Annotated in this window: 16 protein-coding genes; 7 read left to right on the forward strand and 9 right to left on the reverse strand. The window is 70.8% G+C overall.

All coding sequences use genetic code 11. The annotated features are described in order from the left end of the window. The first annotated feature begins 49 nt into the window (after positions 1–49). From F6X38_RS05805 to F6X38_RS05820, 4 genes are all read left to right on the forward strand, one after another. Positions 50–628, forward strand: coding sequence for a TRAP transporter small permease (locus F6X38_RS05805; RefSeq protein WP_150968655.1), 579 nt, complete (start codon positions 50–52; stop codon positions 626–628). 5 nt (positions 629–633) lie between these two features. After that, positions 634–2,040: a TRAP transporter large permease gene (locus F6X38_RS05810; protein WP_150968656.1), complete on the forward strand. Its 1,407-nt coding sequence runs from the start codon at positions 634–636 to the stop codon at positions 2,038–2,040. Beyond that, the gene (locus tag F6X38_RS05815) at positions 2,037–3,074 is read left to right on the forward strand and encodes an L-idonate 5-dehydrogenase (RefSeq protein WP_150968657.1); all 1,038 of its coding nucleotides are present in this window, start codon (positions 2,037–2,039) and stop codon (positions 3,072–3,074) included. The genes F6X38_RS05810 and F6X38_RS05815 overlap by 4 nt, the downstream gene beginning before the upstream one ends. 86 nt (positions 3,075–3,160) lie before the next feature. Then, complete coding sequence (locus tag F6X38_RS05820) at positions 3,161–3,847, forward strand: pentapeptide repeat-containing protein (RefSeq protein WP_150968658.1); 687 nt, start codon at positions 3,161–3,163, stop codon at positions 3,845–3,847. 9 nt (positions 3,848–3,856) lie between these two features. Here the strand turns inward: F6X38_RS05820 and F6X38_RS05825 are convergent, their stop codons facing one another. Next, positions 3,857–5,830 (reverse strand): ABC transporter ATP-binding protein, encoded by a 1,974-nt coding sequence (locus F6X38_RS05825; RefSeq protein ID WP_150968659.1) that lies wholly within the window; start codon positions 5,828–5,830, stop codon positions 3,857–3,859. Next, positions 5,739–7,310, reverse strand: coding sequence for a S10 family peptidase (locus F6X38_RS05830; RefSeq protein WP_246191212.1), 1,572 nt, complete (start codon positions 7,308–7,310; stop codon positions 5,739–5,741). Before F6X38_RS05830 ends, F6X38_RS05825 begins: the two co-directional genes overlap by 92 nt. 167 nt (positions 7,311–7,477) lie before the next feature. On the opposite strand from F6X38_RS05830, the gene F6X38_RS05835 reads away from it, so the two are divergent. Together F6X38_RS05835 and F6X38_RS05840 are read left to right on the forward strand one after the other, a co-directional pair. Then, positions 7,478–7,789, forward strand: coding sequence for a hypothetical protein (locus F6X38_RS05835; RefSeq protein WP_150968660.1), 312 nt, complete (start codon positions 7,478–7,480; stop codon positions 7,787–7,789). Then, positions 7,786–8,280 carry a CreA family protein gene (locus F6X38_RS05840; protein WP_150968661.1) on the forward strand — a complete coding sequence of 165 codons (495 nt, stop codon included), beginning with the start codon at positions 7,786–7,788 and terminating at the stop codon, positions 8,278–8,280. The genes F6X38_RS05835 and F6X38_RS05840 overlap by 4 nt, the downstream gene beginning before the upstream one ends. A gap of 19 nt (positions 8,281–8,299) precedes the next feature. Here the strand turns inward: F6X38_RS05840 and F6X38_RS05845 are convergent, their stop codons facing one another. The 5 genes from F6X38_RS05845 to F6X38_RS05865 are packed head-to-tail and all read right to left on the reverse strand — an operon-like array spanning position 8,300 to position 13,142. Then, positions 8,300–9,412 carry an aldo/keto reductase gene (locus F6X38_RS05845; RefSeq protein WP_150968662.1) on the reverse strand — a complete coding sequence of 371 codons (1,113 nt, stop codon included), beginning with the start codon at positions 9,410–9,412 and terminating at the stop codon, positions 8,300–8,302. A gap of 31 nt (positions 9,413–9,443) precedes the next feature. After that, the gene (larB, locus tag F6X38_RS05850) at positions 9,444–10,121 is read right to left on the reverse strand and encodes a nickel pincer cofactor biosynthesis protein LarB (RefSeq protein WP_150968663.1); all 678 of its coding nucleotides are present in this window, start codon (positions 10,119–10,121) and stop codon (positions 9,444–9,446) included. After that, complete coding sequence (larE, locus tag F6X38_RS05855) at positions 10,118–10,945, reverse strand: ATP-dependent sacrificial sulfur transferase LarE (protein WP_150968664.1); 828 nt, start codon at positions 10,943–10,945, stop codon at positions 10,118–10,120. Before larE ends, larB begins: the two co-directional genes overlap by 4 nt. Further along, positions 10,942–12,141, reverse strand: coding sequence for a nickel pincer cofactor biosynthesis protein LarC (larC, locus tag F6X38_RS05860; RefSeq protein ID WP_150968665.1), 1,200 nt, complete (start codon positions 12,139–12,141; stop codon positions 10,942–10,944). The genes larE and larC overlap by 4 nt, the downstream gene beginning before the upstream one ends. A gap of 14 nt (positions 12,142–12,155) precedes the next feature. Then, a complete protein-coding gene (locus tag F6X38_RS05865) occupies positions 12,156–13,142 on the reverse strand; it encodes an aldo/keto reductase (protein ID WP_150968666.1) in 987 nt (328 codons plus the stop codon). Between the two features lie 185 nt (positions 13,143–13,327). Between F6X38_RS05865 and F6X38_RS05870 the strand changes: the two genes are divergently transcribed. Then, a complete protein-coding gene (locus F6X38_RS05870; protein WP_150968667.1) occupies positions 13,328–14,935 on the forward strand; it encodes an adenylate/guanylate cyclase domain-containing protein in 1,608 nt (535 codons plus the stop codon). 6 nt (positions 14,936–14,941) lie between these two features. Here F6X38_RS05870 and F6X38_RS05875 read toward each other — a convergent pair whose 3' ends face one another. Together F6X38_RS05875 and F6X38_RS05880 are read right to left on the reverse strand one after the other, a co-directional pair. Beyond that, entirely contained in the window at positions 14,942–15,313 is a 372-nt protein-coding gene (locus F6X38_RS05875) for a response regulator (RefSeq protein WP_150968668.1), read from the reverse strand. After that, the gene (locus F6X38_RS05880) at positions 15,313–17,697 is read right to left on the reverse strand and encodes a PAS domain-containing hybrid sensor histidine kinase/response regulator (RefSeq protein WP_150968669.1); all 2,385 of its coding nucleotides are present in this window, start codon (positions 17,695–17,697) and stop codon (positions 15,313–15,315) included. Before F6X38_RS05880 ends, F6X38_RS05875 begins: the two co-directional genes overlap by 1 nt. Between the last annotated feature and the right edge of the window lie 55 nt (positions 17,698–17,752).

A 17,752-nucleotide genomic window follows, 5' to 3' on the forward strand; every position in this document is an offset into this window, starting at 1 on the left:
GGGCGGGCCCGCTTCCGTTCCACGAGTTCCGCCAGCCGAGGAGACGCGCATGTCGTCCGCCGCAGAACCGCACGCGAAGGTCACGGCCGAGGAGATCGCGGAGGTCTTCGACGAGGAGGCCGCGCCGGTCGATCTCCGCGTCTTCTCGGTCGAGGACTGGCTGACGCTGGCGGTGTTCTGGGGAATGGCGCTTTGCGTCTTCCTGCAGTTCTTCACCCGCTACGTCCTCAACAACAGCTTCGCCTGGACGGAGGAGATCGCGATCAACTGCCTGGTCGTGGTGGTCTTCCTCGGATCGGTGATGTGCGTGCGCCTGTCGCGCCACATCCAGGTGGACATCCTGTTCCACTACCTGCCGGAACGCGCCGGCCGTGTCTTGTCGCTGTTCGTCGACGTCGTCCGCATCGCCTTCTTCGCCTATGCCGCCTACCTCCTCTGGCGCTACGCTTGGATCGTCCGGCGCGAGCGGATGGTGACGGTCGACCTGCCGCGCTCCGTCGTCTTCTACACGGTGTTCGCGGCCTTCGTCCTGATGCTGCTCCGCTCCGTGCTCGTCGCCTGGGGCGACTGGCGGCGCGGCTATTCCACGCTGGAGCGCCCCGGCGCCTTCGACGGCACGGGGGCCTGACGCGGATGTCGCTTCTTATCGGCTGCTTCCTCGTCCTGATGCTGGTCGGCGTGCCGGTCGCGATCTCGATGTTCGTCGCCTCCGGCCTCTACCTCGTGGTCTACGGCGTCGCGCCCGACATCATCGTCGCGCAGCGCATGATCGCGGGCGTCGAGAGCTTCCCGCTCCTCGCCGTGCCGTTCTTCATCCTCGCCGGGAATTTGATGAACATCGCCGGCGTCACGGGCCGCATCTATTCCTTCGCCGTCGCCCTCGTTGGCTGGATGAAGGGCGGGCTCGCGCAGGTGAACATCCTCGGCTCGGTGATCTTCTCCGGCATGTCCGGCACGGCGCTGGCCGACGCCGCCGGCATCGGCACGATCGAGATCAAGGCGATGCGGGACCATGGCTATCCGGTGGAAGCGGCGGTCGGCGTCACCGCGGCGTCCGCGACGCTGGGACCCATCTTCCCGCCTTCGCTCCCCTTCGTGATCTACGGCATGATGGCGAACGTCTCGATCGGCGCCCTGTTCATGGCCGGCATCCTGCCGGGCGTCGTGATGACGCTCCTGATGATGCTGACGGTCGCGGTCATCGCCTACCGGCGCGGTTGGGGCTCCGACGCGCCCTTCGACACGCGAAAGCTCCTCGCCGCGTCCCTGGAGGTCCTCGTCGTCCTCCTGTTCCCGCTCGCCGTCTGGGTGCTGACGCGGGCCGGCCTGTCGCTCAACCTGTCCGTCCTCGCCGCGCTCGCCCTCCTCGTCGCGCTCGACTGGCGCTACCAGTTCTCGGCGGTGATGGCGCTGATGACGCCGATGATCCTCATCGGCGGCATGACGATGGGCTGGTTCACGCCGACGGAAGCGGCAGTCGCCGCCGTCATCTGGTCCTTGTTCCTCGGGCTCGTGCGCTACCGCACGATGACGTTCGCGACGCTGGCGAAGGCGAGCTTCGACACGATCGAGACCACCGCCTCGGTCCTCTTCATCGTGACGGCGGCCTCCGTCTTCGCCTGGCTCCTCACCGTCAGCCAGGCGGCGCAGCTGATGTCGGACGCGATCCTCTCGGTCACCGACAACAAGTGGGTGTTCCTCCTCCTCGTGAACATCCTCCTCCTCGTGATCGGCTGCTTCCTCGACACGATCGCGGCGATCACCATCGTCGTGCCGATCTTGCTTCCGATCGCCTTGCGGCTCGGCGTCGATCCGGTGCATTTCGGCCTGATCATGACGCTGAACCTGATGATCGGCCTCCTTCACCCACCGCTCGGCATGGTGCTGTTCGTCCTGTCGCGCGTTGCGAAACTCTCGGTCGAGCGCACCACGGTCGCGATCCTGCCCTGGCTGGTGCCGCTCTTCCTCGCCCTCCTCGTCATCACCTTCGTGCCGGTGGTGACGCTGTGGCTCCCGACCCAGATGGGACTGATCCGATGACCCTCGCGAAAGCCGTCACCATCTTCGCACCCGAGGACCTCCGGGTCGTCGAGCGTCCGTTGGGCGAACTCGACCCGGCGAGGGTCCGCATCCGCTTCGGGGCCGGCGGCATCTGCGGCTCCGACATGCACTATTTCCGCCACGCCCGGACCGGCGACTTCGTGGTGAAGGAGCCGCTCGTCCTCGGCCACGAGATCGCCGGGACGGTGGAAGCGGTCGGAGCGAAGGTCGAGGGCCTCGCGCCCGGCACGCGCGTCGCGGTGAACCCGTTCCGCCCCTGCGGCCATTGTCCCCGCTGCCGCGAGGGGCGGGCGAACCTTTGCGAGAACGTCTTCTTCATGGGCTCGGCCTCGAAGAACCCGCACATGCAGGGCGGCTTCGCGACCCTCTTCGACACGACGCCGGAACAGTGCGTGCCCGTGCCGGATTCGCTGCCGATCGAGGCGGCGGCGCTCGCCGAGCCGCTGGCGGTCTGCCTCCACGCGGTGAAGCGCGGCGGCGATCTCGCCGGCCGGAGCGTCCTCGTCGTCGGCGCCGGGCCGATCGGACTCCTGACACTCGTGGCTGCTAAGCTGCGAGGGCCGGCCCGCGCCGCGGTAGTGGACCTCGCCGCGGCGCCGCTCGCCATGGCGAAGGCGCTCGGGGCCGACGCGGCGATCGACCTTTCGGCAGACCCGAAGGGGCTGGAGACGATCGAGGCGCCGGACGTCGTGTTCGAAGCATCCGGCACGGCAGCGGGTCTCGCTTCCGCGATTCGCACCGTTCGGCGCGGCGGCACGGTGGTCCAGATCGGCAACCTCCCCGGCGGCGACATCCCGAGCCCGATGAACGCGGTGATGGCGAAGGAGATCGACCTTCTCGGCACGTTCCGCTTCGACGCCGAGTTCGCCAAGGCCGTCGACCTCATCGCCTCGGGCAAGGTCGACGTCATGCGGATCGTCACGGCGCGCCGGCCGCTTCTCGATGCGCCGGCCGCCTTCCGCCTGGCGCTCGACCGGAGCCAGAGCGTCAAGGTCGTCCTGACGGCGGCATGAGCGAGCGATCCGCCCTATCCGCACCCGGCCATCGCCGGTAGAATGGGGTCGTCACAGTCGCAACCGACACGGACGGGACGGCCAGGATGATCCGCTCCATCGCCACAGCCATCGCGCTTCTCCTGCCCTCGGCGGCGGCCTTCGCCGCCGACTGCAACGGCTCGGCGGAAGCCGGACGGGACTGGAGCGGCTGCAACCGGCGCAACCTGATGCTGTCCGGCGAGAATCTGGAAGGGGCGGATCTCCGCGGCGCGGACCTCAGCCAGAGCGATCTGCGCGAGGTGGCGCTGAAGGGGGCCAATCTCGAGGACGCCAAGCTGGCGGGCACGTCGCTCGCGGGCGCGGTCGCCGACGGCGCGAACTTCACCAAGGTCGAGGGCTACCGCGTCGACTTGTCAAAGCTGTCCGCGACCGGCGCATCGTTCAAGGGCGCGGAGCTGCAGCGCTCCGCCTTCGTCGCCGCCCGGCTCTCCAACAGCAGCTTCGAGAAGGCCGAGCTCGGCCGGGCCCGCTTCGAGAAGGCGGTGCTCGGCAACAACGACTTTACCTTCGCCAACCTCGCGCGCGCAAATCTCGCCGGCGCGACGATCGAGGGACCGCTGAACTTCTCCGGCGCCTACATGTTCCTGACCCGCATCGAGGGGCTGGACCTGTCGACGGCCACCGGCCTCACGCAGGCGCAGGTCGATCTCGCCTGCGGCGACCCCGCGACCAAGCTGCCGTCCGGCCTCACCCCCTCGCAGAAATGGCCCTGCCCGCCGCCGGAGCGTTGAGACGGCGTCCTACCGATAGCCGCGCGCCTGCAGCTCGAAGAGCTCGGCGTAGCGGCCGCTCGCGCGCAGCAGTTCCGCGTGCGTCCCCTGCGCCTCGACCCGGCCCTCCCCGAGCACGAGGATGCGGTCGGCGAGGCGCGCCGAGGAGAAGCGGTGCGAGATGAGGACGCTGGTCCGCCCGCGCGACAGGTCGCGGAACCTGGCGAAGACCTCGGCCTCCGCCCGCGCGTCGAGCGAGGCGGTCGGCTCGTCGAGGATCAGCACCGCGGCGTCGCGCATATAGGCCCGCGCGATCGCCAGCTTCTGCCATTCGCCACCGGAAAGCTCGACGCCGTTGACGAAACGCTTGCCCACCATCTGGTCGTAGCCCTCGGGGAGCTTGGCGACCACCTCGTCCGCGAGGCTCTCCACCGCGGCCGTGCGGATCCGCGGCCGGTCGTTTCGCGCCTCGATGCGCCCGACCGCGATGTTCTCGGCGGCGGTCAGGCTGTAGCGCACGAAATCCTGGAAGATCACCCCGACATGGGCACGCAAGGCGTCCGCGTCGTATTCGCCAAGGTCGCGGCCGTCGAGCGTGATCCGCCCTTCCGTCGGCTCGTAGAGGCGGGCGAGGAGCTTCACGATCGTCGTCTTGCCGGCGCCGTTCTCCCCGACGAGGGCGATCGTCTCGCCGGCGCGGAGGTCGAAGGACAGGTCGCGCACCGCCCAGCGCTCCGAGCCCGGATAGCGGAAGCCGACACCCTCGAAGCGGAAGCCGTCGCGCATCGGCTCCGGAAACGGCAGGAGATCGGTGGCGGGGCGGCGGATCGAGGCCTCGACGCGGAAGAACGAGAACAGGTCTTCGAGGTAGAGCGCCTGCGCGGCGGTGGCCGAGAAGCCGGTGAGGAGCGCGTCGAGCAGCGCGCGCAGCCGCCGGAACGACCCGGCGAGGAAGGTCAGGTCGCCGATCGTGATCGCGCCGGCCAGCGCCCGCGCCACGATGAAGGCGTAGGCCGCGTAGTAGCCGAGCGTGCCGAAGGCGGCGAACAGCGCGCCCCAGGCCGCGCGCCGCCCGGCGATCCGCCGGCTCGACGTGAAGAAGCGCTCGGCGAGGTGCCGGTAGCGCTCGACGAGGAAGGCGCCGAGCGCGAAGATCTTCACCTCCTTCGCCGCGTCGACGCCCGCCGCCGTCTGGCGCACGTAGTCGATCTCGCGCCGCTCGGCGGTCCGCGCATGGGCGAGCGCGTAGGCCTCGTTGTTGAAATGCGCCTCGCCGAGGAAGCCCGGCACCAGCGTCACCGCCAGCAGCGCGACGAGCCAGGGCGAATAGGCGGCGAGCCCCGCCGCGAAGCTCGCCAGCGTCGCCAGATCCTGCGCCTGGCCGGCGACCTGCCCGATGATCGGGATGCGGCCGGTGGTCTGGATGCGCGCCCGCTCCAGCCGGTTCTGGAACTCGGCGTCCTCGAAGGTCGCGAGGTCGAGCGTCGCGGCATGCCGCATCAGCCGGATCGAGGCGGCGATCGAGACGCGCTCCGACAGCGTACCCTCGGCATAGGATACGACGCGGCCGAAGACGTCGTCGGCGATCGCCAGCGCGAACTCGGCCGCGACGAGGAGGGCGAGGCGGTCGGCGAGCCCGCTTTCCAGCCAGTTCGCGAGCGAGTCCGGCCGGTTCGGCAATCCCGCCAGCCGCACCACCTCATCGATGATCAGCTTGCCGACGAAGAGGAGCAGGATCGGCAGGAAGGCGCGGACGAGCCGCAGCGCCACCGCGCTCGCGGCGAGCGGCGGGCTGGCGCGCCAGACAAGAACGAGGAACGGCGGCAGGTTGCGGAGCGCCCGGGAGCGCTCGCGCACGCCTCGCGGCGCGGCGGGACCGTTGCGCGGGGATGCGGCCAAGCGGCGACGCCCCTCAGCCGCCCCCCGGCGCGGGGGTCCCGCCGCCGCTCGGCGCGGGCGCGGCGGCGCGCTCGAACAGCGCCCGCGCGTCGAGCGAGAGCGCATGACGGGAATCGGCGCGCATATACATCATGTGGCCGCCCTCGTAGGTCCGCAGCTCGACCGGCGCCGCGCCGGCGAGCGGCGGCTCCTGGCCGATCAGGTACTTCGTGGCGAAGGGCGGCGTCACGAGGTCGGTCCGCCCGTGCGCGATCATCACCTGCATCGACGGGTTCAGCGCCCGCGCTTCGGTGAGGTCCTCCAGCGCGCCGGCATAGCCCTGGCGCTGCGGCGTCGTGCCGTAGTCCCAGCGCCCGCCGATCTCGCCTTCGAGCAGCCGATAGGTCACGTCCGTCCGGTAGCCGATCTCCTCGCGGACATAGGCGACGAAGGCGCTGGAGAAGGCGGGCGTCGCGCGGTCGAGCACGGCGTCGGGCGCTTCCGGCCGGGCGCTGCCCGGCTCCGGGTCCGGCCCGTCCACCGTGCCGTCGTAGAAGCTGGGAGAGCGGCCGGCGCGCTTCGACAGTTCCTTGACGAAGACCGATGCCGGCACGCGGCCGTTCCGCTGCCGGACGAGGTCGGGCGAAAGGCCGGTCCAGCGCGCCAGCGCGTCGATCGTCTCCGGCTTCATCGCGATCCCGTCGGCGAGGTCGAGAAGATAGTCGCCGAGCGCGAAGCGCTCCGCCGCCGCGAGGCGCTGCTCCAGCGCCTCGCCCCGGACGCCCTGCCGCTCCAGCTCCACCGCCGCCATGCCGGGCAGGCCGAGCGCCCAGGGCAGCGGCTGGAAGTCGTCGGTCCCGCGCAAGAGCGCGAACTCGATCGCGGGCGAGATCATCACCATGCCGCTCGGCGCGACCGCCCCGTCCGCCTGCAGCTTCCGCGCGACCACCGCCGCCCGGAAGCCGCCATAGCTTTCGCCGGCGAGAAAGACCGGCGAGCCGGTGCGCCCGTTGCGGGCGAGCCAGAGCCGGATGAACGCCTCCATCGCTTCGGCGTCGCGGTCGACGCCCCAGTAGTCCGAAGCCTTCTCGGGGTCGGCCGCGCGGCTGTAGCCGGTGCCGACCGGGTCGACGAAGACGAGATCGGTGAAGGCGAGCCAGGTGTCCGGGTTGTCGCGCAGGCGCGCCGGGGGCGGCGGCACCGATCCATCCGGCGCGAAGCCGACGGCGCGCGGCCCGAGCGCGCCGAGGTTCAGGAAGGCGGAAGCCGCGCCGGGGCCGCCGTTGAAGGCGAAGGTGACGGGCCGCGCCGGGTTTCGCGGCTCCTGCGCATAGGAGACGTAGAACATCGCGGCGCGCGTTTCGCCGCTCGCGGCGCGCAGCGGCAGCGTGCCGGCCTCCGCCGCGTAGCGGATCGTCCGCCCGCCGGCATCGACCGAACGGCGCGTGACGGACGGGGCATCCGGTAGGAGCCGCAGCGCGCCGGGACGCTCGCCGCCGCCGGCATCCGGCCCCGGACTTTGCGCGCGCGCCCCGCAGACGGGCGCGGCGAGCATCGCGGCGGCGAGAACGAGCGCGAGGCGGATGCGTCGGTTGCCGGCGGCCAAGGGCGACTCCTCCGAAGGGGGTGGCCGGACGAACCGGCGAAGCCCGACATATGGTCCGAAGCGTCGTCGCGGCGACCTCGGCCGACCGTCGCATCTCACGGCACGGGCTTCCGCCGCGCGGCTTCCTATCTATCGGCGGAAACCAGCAAAAAGGGAGCCGCTCGATCATGTCCGCCACCGACAAGCTCTATTTCCCGCCGACCGGCGAGGAGACCTCGTATTTCCTTCTCGTCACCGTTTCAAAAGAAGGTGACGGGTTGCGGGGCCGCGTTTCGGTGGAGAAGCCCGGCCAGCCGCGCGAGGGCTCCGGTGGCGCGCCGACCTACGAGGGGCAGACGGAGGGCGACTTGGCCGCCGTCATCAAGGAAGCCGACGAATTCGCCGCGCTGAAGGGCTATCCCATCCGCGTCGCGAAGCCCGACGATCTCGCCTTCCCGACCGAACTCGGCACCTATGCCGAGCGGCGGATCGCCGAATGAGGCGAGCCGTCCTCGCCGCACTCGCGGTGCTCGTCCCGGCGACGGCCGCCGGGGCGCGGGACGTCGGCGAGGTGTCGACGGCGTTCAAGCTGATCGGCCCGAACCATAAGATCGTGGTGACGGCCTTCGAGGACCCGAAGATCGAGGGCGTCAGCTGCTACGTCGCGCGGCCGCGCACCGGGGGCCTGCGCGGCGCGGTCGGCATCGCCGAGGACCCGTCGATCGCCAGCGTCTCCTGCGTCCAGACCGGTCCGATCGTCTACAGGGAACCGGTCGACGCCGACGAGGACGGCGAGGGCGTCTTCGACGAGCGCCGTTCGCTGATCTTCAAGTCGCTGGAGATCGACCGCCTGTTCGACAAGACGAACGGCAGCCTCGTCTATGTCGCGCGGACGACGCGGATCATTGAGGGCTCGCCCGCGACCTCGCTCTCGGTCGTCGCGCCGATGACGTGGAACGGCACCGCGCCCGGCGAGCCGAAGCTGGAATAGCGGATCGGGGGAGCCGGGCTCACTCCATCTTCGGCGCGAGGTCTTTCACCGCTGCGACGTCCTCGCCAAGCCATTCGGCGTTCTTCGCCGTGCCGTCGAAGATGGTCGAGGTCTTGAACAGCTCGTACTTGCCCTCCAGCGCGTAGGGCTTCGAGCGAGCGAGAAGCTCGGCGACCTTGGTCTTGTCCATCGGCTGGAAGGTGCTGAGCGCCTCGAACGCCTGATCCATGTCGCGCTGCTGCTCCATGCCGAGCACCACGGTCGTCGTCGGCAGGTTGAGCGAATAGTGGATGTATTCCACCGGCTCGATCGGCGCGCCGCTCTTCAGGAGCACCGAGTCGCCGAAGGTCTTCATGCCAAGCACCGCGACGCCGTCCGCCACCAGATGCGGCAGCACCAGATGGGCGAAGGAGCGGAAATGCGCGTCCATGACGTTGAGCGGCATCTGGCATGAATCGAAGGTGAAGCCGCGCTCCTTGGCGACGGCCAGCATCTGCAGGTGGATGCGCGGATCCTTGTGGCCGGTGAAGCCGATGTAGCGCAGCTTGCCGGCCTGCCGCGCCGCCTCGAAGCCTTCCATCGCGCCTCCCTCGCCGAAGACGCGGTCCGGGTCGTCGTAGCGCAGGATCTCGTGGTGCTGCACGAGGTCGATCCGATCGGTGCGCAGGCGCTTCAGCGAGGTGTCGATCTGATCGATGGCCTCCTGTTTCGTGCGCCCGTCCATCTTGGACATCAGGAACACCTTGTCGCGGCGCGAGCCTTCCTCCAGCGCCTCGCCCATTCGAAGCTCGGACCGCCCCTTGTTGTAGTCCCAGCAGTTGTCCATGAATGTGATGCCGCGCTCGATCGCCTGATGGATCAGCCGCGTCGCCTCGGCATCGGTCAGCGTCGACTTGCCGAGGTGGAAGCCGCCGATGCCGATCGCCGAGATCTTCTCGTCGTGCCGGCCGAAGCGGCGGTAGAGCATCTCGCCGCGCTTCTCGCCCGGATCGGCGACGAAGGGCAGGTCGGCTGGGTCGTCGACCCGCATGTTGGGGAGCGCCGCAATGTTCACGGCCGCGGCCCCCGCGCCGGAAGCGGCCGCGACTCCGGCGCCGACGACGGCGCCCCCGACGAAGCTTCGGCGATCCATGGGCTGGCTCCTCGCTGGCTGGATTGGAAGGTCAAGGCGTCGCCTCCCGCATTCGTTCCGCGGCGCGCAGCAGGCGAAGCGCCGCACAGGCCGCGCCGTAGCCGTTGTCGATGTTGACCGTCGCGATGCCGGGGGCGCAGCTCGCGAGGATCGCGTGGAGCGCGGCGTGGCCGCCCGCCGCGACGCCGTAGCCGACCGAGGTCGGCACCGCGATCACCGCGCCGGCGACGAGGCCCGCGACGACGCTCGGCAGCGCCGCGTCCATGCCGGCCGCGACGACGAGCACCGGAAAGCGGCGGATTTCCTCGATCCGGCTGGTCAGCCGCCAGAGGCCCGCGACGCCGACATCGGCGATCAGTTCTGCTTCTTCGCCCTGGTAGCGCAGCGTCCGCAGCGCCTCGCGGGCGACAGGAACGTCCGAGGTGCCGGCGCAGATCACCGCGACGCGGCCGGACCCGGCGACCGGACGCATCGGCCCGAACACAGCGGTGCACGACACGGCACAGTAGTCGATCGCGGTCCGGTGCTCCGGCTTCAGCGCCGCGAGCTTCGCCTCGTCGAGGCGGGTCAGGAGGATCGCGCCGTCTCTCGCCGCGACCGCGTCGAGGATGGCGTCGATCTGCGCCGCGGACTTGGCCTCGGCGAAGACCGCCTCCTCCAGCCCGATCCGCTCCTCGCGCCGGAAGTCGAGGACGAACTCGTCGCTCATGCCTGGCCTACGAGAAAAGCGCTGCCCGTCCGGTAGGGCGCGAAGCCGACGGCCTGCTCGCCGAGCCGTGCCGGACGTTCGGCCGCGATCCGGGCGGCGAGTGCGTCTCGCTCCGCCTCGCCCAGCCGCTCGAAGCTCGTCCGGTCGAGCTCGATCACGATGCCGCCGGCGCGCAAGCGGCAGCGAACGGCGCGGGAGGCTCCGCCGCCGGCCCCCAGATGTTCCGCCACCATCGCCTCGGCCGCGTGGATGAAGGCGAGCGCGTCCGGCTCTACCCGGATGCCGGTCTCGATGCGGCTGGCAAGGCAGGGCGCGGCCGGAAGCTCCGCCACGTCGCCGAGCCCGAGTTCCGCCGCCAGCGCCCGCACGTCACGCTTGGCGAAGCCGGCCTCCACGAAGGGATGGCGCACGCCGTGCTCGCGCGCGGCGTCGAGGCCCGGCCGGTATTCGCCGAGATCGTCGAGATTGGCGCCGGAGACGATCTGCCGGTCGGTCTCGGTTCGGATCGCGCCGTAGAGGTTGGTCTTGCAGAAGAAGCAGCGATTCACCGGATTGGCGAGATAACGCGGGTCCTCGAACTCGCCCGCACCGATGACGGCGAGCCGCCAGTCGCGCGCCGCCGCCAGTTCCCGCACCCGCCGCGTCGCCTCCGCCGGCACGGCCGGCGAGACGGCATGGACCGCCAGCATGCCGCCCTGCCCGAGCACCTCCCGCGCCAGGCTCGCCAGCGTCAGGCTGTCGACGCCGCCGGACACCGCGACGGCGACGAGCGGCCCGGCCGCGCGGAGCGCGGCTTCGAGGCGGAAGACGGCATCGCCGCTCATGCATCCTCCCCTTCGAGCGCCAGCCGCTCGGCCTCGCGGCGCAAGGCTGCCCGGCGGGCATGCGTCTCGTGCGCCAGCGCGTCGTCGGCCTCAGCCTTGGCGGTCGTGCCACCCGGCCGGTCCACCACCTTCACCCGCACCGGCAGACCGTCCACCGTCACCGTCGGCGCGCGACGCGGCAACGCCGCGCCGGAGACGACGTGGTGACGCAGCCCGATCGTCGTCGTCTCGCGAAACACCGCCTCGATCGCCGCGTCCATCGCGCCGGCCTTGGCGAGGAGGCGGACGGAGACCGCCATCCGGCCCTTCTTGCCGAAGACCGGCATCTGCACGGCGTCGAGGATCGCCGCGTGGGCGCGCAGCCGGTCGAGCCCCATCGCAAGGTCCTCGGCGCTCTGGTCGTCGACCTCGAACTCGATCACGCCGAGCTCGCGGTGCGAGCCGGCTGGGGCCGTTTCCGCCGCATCGAACACCAGGGCCCGCACGACGTTCGGCACGCCCTCCAGCTTGCGCGTGCCGAAGCCGATGCCGGAGCGGGCGAGCCGGCGCGGTTTCGGTGCGGCGGGCGCCGCATCGCCGCAAAGGTGGCGCAGGATCGCCGCGCCGGTCGGCGTCGCGCGCTCGCCGCCGATCCCGTCGTCGATCGTTTCCATCCCTTCGAGGAGGAGCGCCGTCGCGGGCGCGGGAACCGGCAGCCAGCCATGCGCCGTCCGCACCCGCCCGCGACCGAGCGGCACGGGCGAGGCGGTCCAGCGCGAGGCGTCCGCAGTGGCGATGAGGTGCGCCGCCGCGACCACGTCGGCGATCGAGTCCCAGGCCCCGACCTCGTGGAACGCCACCTCCTCCGGCGCGACGCCGTGAACCCGCGCTTCCGCTTCCGCCAGATGCATGAAGATCGCGACCGCATGGCCGCGCACCGCCTCCGGCAGTTCGGCCCGCTCAATGCCGGCGCGGATCGAGGCCCAATGGCGATGATGGTGGGGTTGATCGTGCGCCTCGACCCGCTCCACCGCGAAGCGCCGGCCGCGGAGCGTCCCGTCGCCGTGCGGCTCCGAGCGGCAGGCGACGACGCCCTCGCCCGCCACCGCCGCGACGCTCGCGAGCACCCCCGCCTCGGCTTCCGGAAAAGCGTCGAGGAGCGCGGCGACGAACATGTCGCCGGCGATCCCGCCGAGCAGGTCGAGATGGATCTCCATGCGCCGCCTCGGCCTCAGCGGTCGATCGTCGCCATCATCCGCTCGCTGTAGCGCGGGCCGGCCGTGGTGCCGGGTTTCAGCGCCTCGTCGAGCCGCGTCAGGTCGTCGGCCGAAAGGGGGATGTCGGCCGCGGCGATGTTCTCTTCCAGATAAGTGCGCCGCTTCGTCCCCGGGATCGGCACGACGTCGTCGCCCTGGTGCAGCAGCCAGGCGAGCGCGATCTGGCCGGGCTTCGCGCCCTTCTCTTCGGCCAGCGCCCGCACCGCATCGGCGGCGCGCATGTTCGCGGCGAAGTTCCCGCCCTGGAAACGCGGGTCGCCGCGCCGGAAGTCGCCTTCGTCGTACTCTTCCGCCGGCTTCGCGGTGCCGGTCAGGAAGCCGCGACCGAGCGGGCTGAAGGGAACGAGGCCGATGCCGAGCTCGCGCAGCGCCGGGATCACGTCGTCCTCGAGATTGCGCTCCCACAGCGAATACTCGCTCTGCAGCGCGCTCACCGGATGGACGCCGTGCGCGCGGCGGATCGTGCCGACGCCGGCCTCCGACAGGCCGAAGAACCGCACCTTCCCCGCCTGCACCAGTTCGCCGACCGCCCCCGCGACATCCTCGATCGGAACGTTCGGATCGACGCGGTGCTGGTAGAAGAGGTCGATCCGGTCGGTCCGTAGCCGCTTCAGCGACGCCTCGCAGACCTCGCGAATATGCTCGGGTCGGCTGTCCGTGCCGGCGTTCTTCCCATCCTCGATGCGGAAGCCGAACTTCGTCGCGATCGTCACCTCGTCGCGCCGGTCTTCGAGGGCGCGGCCGAGAAGCTCCTCGTTGGTGAAGGGTCCGTAGACCTCGGCGGTGTCGAGGAAGTCGCAGCCGAGCTCGATCGCGCGGTGCAGGGTCTTCACCGACTCGGCGTCGTCGAACGTGCCGTAGCTCTGGCTCATCCCCATGCAGCCGAGGCCGAGCGCCGAGACTTCGAGCCCTTCCAGTCCGAGCGTGCGTCTTGCCAGCATGGGGTCTGCCTTTCGATAGGGATGGATGCCGGCGGATATAGGCGCGGCGGCGCCCCGGGAACGGCTCCGGCCGAAACGCCTTCGTTTCCCGGCACATGGTTCGAGGGGCGGATGGTTCCGCGCCCGCCCCGCCCTAGCTCTTTCGGCGAAGGCGGCCGACGAAAGCTGGAACCGGTGCGGCATTGATGCGCACGAACGATGGTCACGACAGCGTGCCGGCCGCGCGGCAACTGGCCGAGTTCGTGCGCGAGGAGTTGGAGGCCCCGGCGAACGACCTCGCGCGGCGAACCGCCGCCATCCTCGACGAGGCCGCGGCGAAGGGCGACGCCTACCGCGACGATCTGGCGCGCACCGTGAAGGCTGCCTCCCACCTCCAGCGCCTCACCGCCGCCTTGGCGGAACGCCGGTTCGACGACGCCGCGGGAGCGGCCGACCGGCAGGGCGAGATCCGCACGATCCGGCACGACCTCCGCACACCGATCACCGCGATCCTCGGCTACGGCGAACTGGTGGCCGAGGAAGCCGGCGACAACGGCGACGCTTGGCTCGGCGAGGCGCTCGCCGACACGCTCGGGCTCGCGAACCGGCTCCTCACCTCGGTCGAGAAGCTGTCCGGTTTCGCCCGGAACAGCGGCGCCGCCGGGCTGCGGGCGGGCGACGCCGCGCCGGCCTCCCACGATTCCTCCGACGAGACGGACGACGCGAAGGCGGACGGCGGCAGCGGGGCGAAGCGCGGCGAGGCGGCGCGCCAGCCGATCACCGGACGCATCCTCGTCGTCGACGACAACCCCTCAATGCGCGATCTCATCGCGCGGCGGCTGAAGCGCCACGGCCACGAGGTCGCGACCTGCAACAGCGGCGAGTCGGCGCTGGAGAAGTCCGCCCGCGGCGGCTTCGACCTGATGATGCTCGACCTCCTGATGCCCGGCATCGACGGGCTCGAAGTCCTGAAGCGCCTGCGGGAGCGGCCGGAAACGCAGGTGCTGCCGGTGATCGTCATGTCGGCGCTGGACGAGGTGGAGGCGGCGGTGCGCTGCATCGAGGCGGGCGCCGACGACTACCTGTCGAAGCCGCTGGACGAGACGCTGCTCCGCGCCCGCATCGGCTCGTCGCTGGAGCGCAAGTTCCTGCGCGACCGCGAGCAGGAAACGCTGCGGCTGCTCCGGGCCGAGCAGCAGCGCTCCGACGACCTCCTCCACAACATCCTGCCCGTCAGCGTCGCGCGGCGCCTGCGCGCCGGCGAAAGCGCCATCGCCGACCGCTTCGACGAGGTGACGGTCCTGTTCTGCGACCTCGTCGGCTTCACGCGGCTCGCCGCCGACATGCCGCCGGCCGAGACGCTGGAACTCCTCGCCGGCATCTTCTCGCGCTTCGACGCGCTCGCCGACCGCAACGGCCTGGAGAAGATCAAGACGATCGGCGACGCCTACATGGTGGTGGGCGGCATCCCCGACCCGATCGCCGACAGCGCCCGGCGCGTCGTGTCGATGGCGGCGGAAATGCCGGCGGTCGTCCACGGCGGGGCGCATGGGAGCATGCTCGACATCCGCATCGGCATCCATACCGGGCCGGCCGCGGCCGGCATCGTCGGCACGAAGAAGTTCTTCTACGACGTCTGGGGCGACACGGTGAACACGGCGAGCCGGCTGGAGGCCTCCTGCGAGCCGGGCCGCATCCACGCCTCCGAGGCGACGGTCGCGGCGGCGGGCGGGGGCTTCCGCTTCGAGCCGCGCGGCCCCGTCGACCTGCCGGGCAAGGGCCGAATGCAGACCTTCTACCTCAAGGACGCCTGAGCGGTTTCACCCCTTGCCCGCGAGCAGCGCGTCGATCTGGGTGACGAGTTTGGCGAAGTCGACGGGTTTGGGGTGGTAGTCGTCGCAGCCGGCGGCCAGCGTCTTCTCGCGGTCGCCCGACATGGCGTGGGCGGTGAGCGCGATGATCGGCATGCGGGGGAGTGAGGCATCCGAGCGCAGCGTCCTCGCCGCGGTCCAGCCGTCCATCACCGGCAGGTTCATGTCGAGAAGGATGATGTCGGGGTTCGACGCCCGCGCCTTATCCACCGCGTCCTGCCCGTCATGCGCCAGAACCACATCGTAGCCCTTGCGCTTCAGCCGCCGCGACAGGAAATCCCAGATCTCCTCGTGATCCTCGACCAGCAATATCCGCGCCATCAGGAAACGTCCCCGGAGGTTTCGCGCGCCGCCGCCGGCGCGAAGGAATGGAGGGGCTGGCCGCCCTGCCGGCGGCTGCCCACGAGTTCGCGGACCTCGTCGAGGAGGTCCGGCAGGTCGACCTGCCGCTTCGACAGGACGGTGTCGGTGTCGCGGCGGAGATCCTGGAACTCCTGCCGCGACAGGTTCTTCGAGGTCAGCACCACGATCGGCACGCCGCGCGTCGCCGGCCGCGCCCTGACGGCGCGGATGAAGGCGAAGCCGTCCATCTCCGGCATCACGAGATCGGTGAGGATCAGGTCGGGCGTCCGCGTTTCGAGGAGGGCCAGCGCCTCGCGGCCGTTTTCGGCGGTGAGAACGCCGAGCCCCGCCTTTTCCAGGACGCCGCGCATCCGCGCGAGGAGGTCGCGGTCGTCGTCGACGGCCAGCACCAGCGCGTTCTCGTTCGGCGCGAAGCGGTCGAGGACCTTGCGGAGCTGCCCCCACTGCACGGGCTTCAAGAGATAGTCCGAGGCCCCCAGCGCGAAGCCGAGGCTGTGCTGGTCGATGACGGTCAGCATGACGACCGGGATCGCCGAGAGTTCCGCGTCGCCCTTCAGCGCCGTCAGCACCGACCAGCCGTCCATGCGCGGCATGGTGACGTCGAGGAGGATCACGTCGGGCCGGACCGCCCGCGCCGTTTCCAGCCCCGACAGGCCGTCCGAGGCGGTGCGGACGATGAAGCCTTCGCGTGTCAGGAACCTCGACACGAGGTCGCGCGAGCTCGGATCGTCGTCGACCGCCAGCACCACGCCCTGGCTCGCCGCCCGCTCGGCCGCCGGCACCTGCTTGATGATCGCGGTCTCGACCACGGTCGCCGTCGCGATCGCCGGCAGCTTCACGGTGAAGGCCGAGCCCTCGCCCTCGCGGCTGGTGACGGCGATGTCGCCGCCGAGAAGCTTGCAGAAGGCCTTGGTGATCGCGAGGCCGAGCCCCGTCCCGCCGAAGCGGCGGGTGGTGGACGAGTCGGCCTGCGCGAAGCGCTGGAACAGCTTCTGGAGCTGTTCCGGCGCCATGCCGATGCCGGTGTCCCTGACGTCGAAGGTCAGCCAGTCGCGGCCGAAATCCGTCGCGCGCCGGACCTCCAGCGTCACCGTGCCGTTCTCGCAGAACTTCGCCGCGTTCGACAGGAGGTTGATCACGCACTGCCGAAGCTTCACCTGGTCGGTGTGCATGTCGCCGAGGTCGTCGGCCATCTCGACGACGAGCCGGTTGCCCTTCTTCGCCATCAGCACCTGCACGGCGGCGCAGATGTCCGCCACGACGGCGGAAACGGCGAAGGTCTCGAGGAACACCTCCATCCGCTCCGCCTCGATCTTCGACAGGTCGAGGACGTTGTTGATCAGGCTGAGGAGGTGCCGGGCGTTGCCGTTGATCTTGGCGAGGTCGCCGAGCATGCCGGTCTCGCCGCTTTCCTGCGCCTCCTCCTCCAGCATCTCGGCATAGCCGATCACCGCCGAGAGCGGCGTGCGGAGCTCGTGGCTCATGTTGGCGATGAACTCGCTCTTGGCGCGGTTGGCGTTCTCGGCCTCCTCGCGCGCCAGCGCCAGCTCGTGTTCCTGCGCCCGCTGGCGCGTCACGTCGGTGTGGGTGCCGAACCACTTCTGCACCTCGCCGCCCTCCGCTTCCCGCACCGGCACGGCCTGCGCCAGGAACCAGCGGTAGCTGCCGTCGGCGGCGCGCAGCGGAAACGTGTCCTCCCAGGGCCGCCCGGCGGCGACCGCGGCATAGAAGCCGCCGCGCACCCGCTCGATGTGGTCCGGGTGATGGACGGAAGCCCAGTCGGCGCCTTCGAGCCGGCCCGGCGCCCAGCCGGTGTAGTCGAACCAGCGGCGGTTGCACCAGACGATCGTGCCGTCCGGCCGCGCCATCCAGGCGAGTTGCGCGATGTTGTCGGCGAGTGCGGCGAACTGCAGGTTCGTCTCGTCCAGCGCCGCGGCGAGGCGGCGCTCCGCCGTGATGTCGGTGTGCGAGCCGATCCAGCGCTCGACCGCCCCGTCGACGCCCCGGATCGGCACCGCGTTCGCCAGCATGTCGCGCCATTCGCCGTCGTGGCGGCGCAGGCGATGCTCGACGAAGTAGCGCGTGCCCCCGACGTTCGCCTCGTTCCAGGCCTTGGCGCTGCGCTCGCGGTCGTCGGGGTGGATGGCGTTGGTCCAGCCCCAGCCGGAATATTCGGCCTCGCCCTGCCCGGTGAAGCGCGACCAGCCGGGCTGCTCGCCGCTGAACACGCCGTCCGGCGTCACCGACCAGACGATCGCCGCGGTGGATTCCACCAGCGTCCGGAACTCCCGGCCGGAGTCGTCGAAGCCGTCTGCCGGGGTCTGGCGCGGGGCGGAATCCATCGAGCCAAATTCGCGCTGGAACCGCGCTTTTCAAGCGGGCGGCGCGATACCCAGC

Source organism: Plantimonas leprariae (genome assembly GCF_008802405.1).
Lineage (GTDB): Bacteria > Pseudomonadota > Alphaproteobacteria > Rhizobiales > Rhizobiaceae > Plantimonas > Plantimonas leprariae.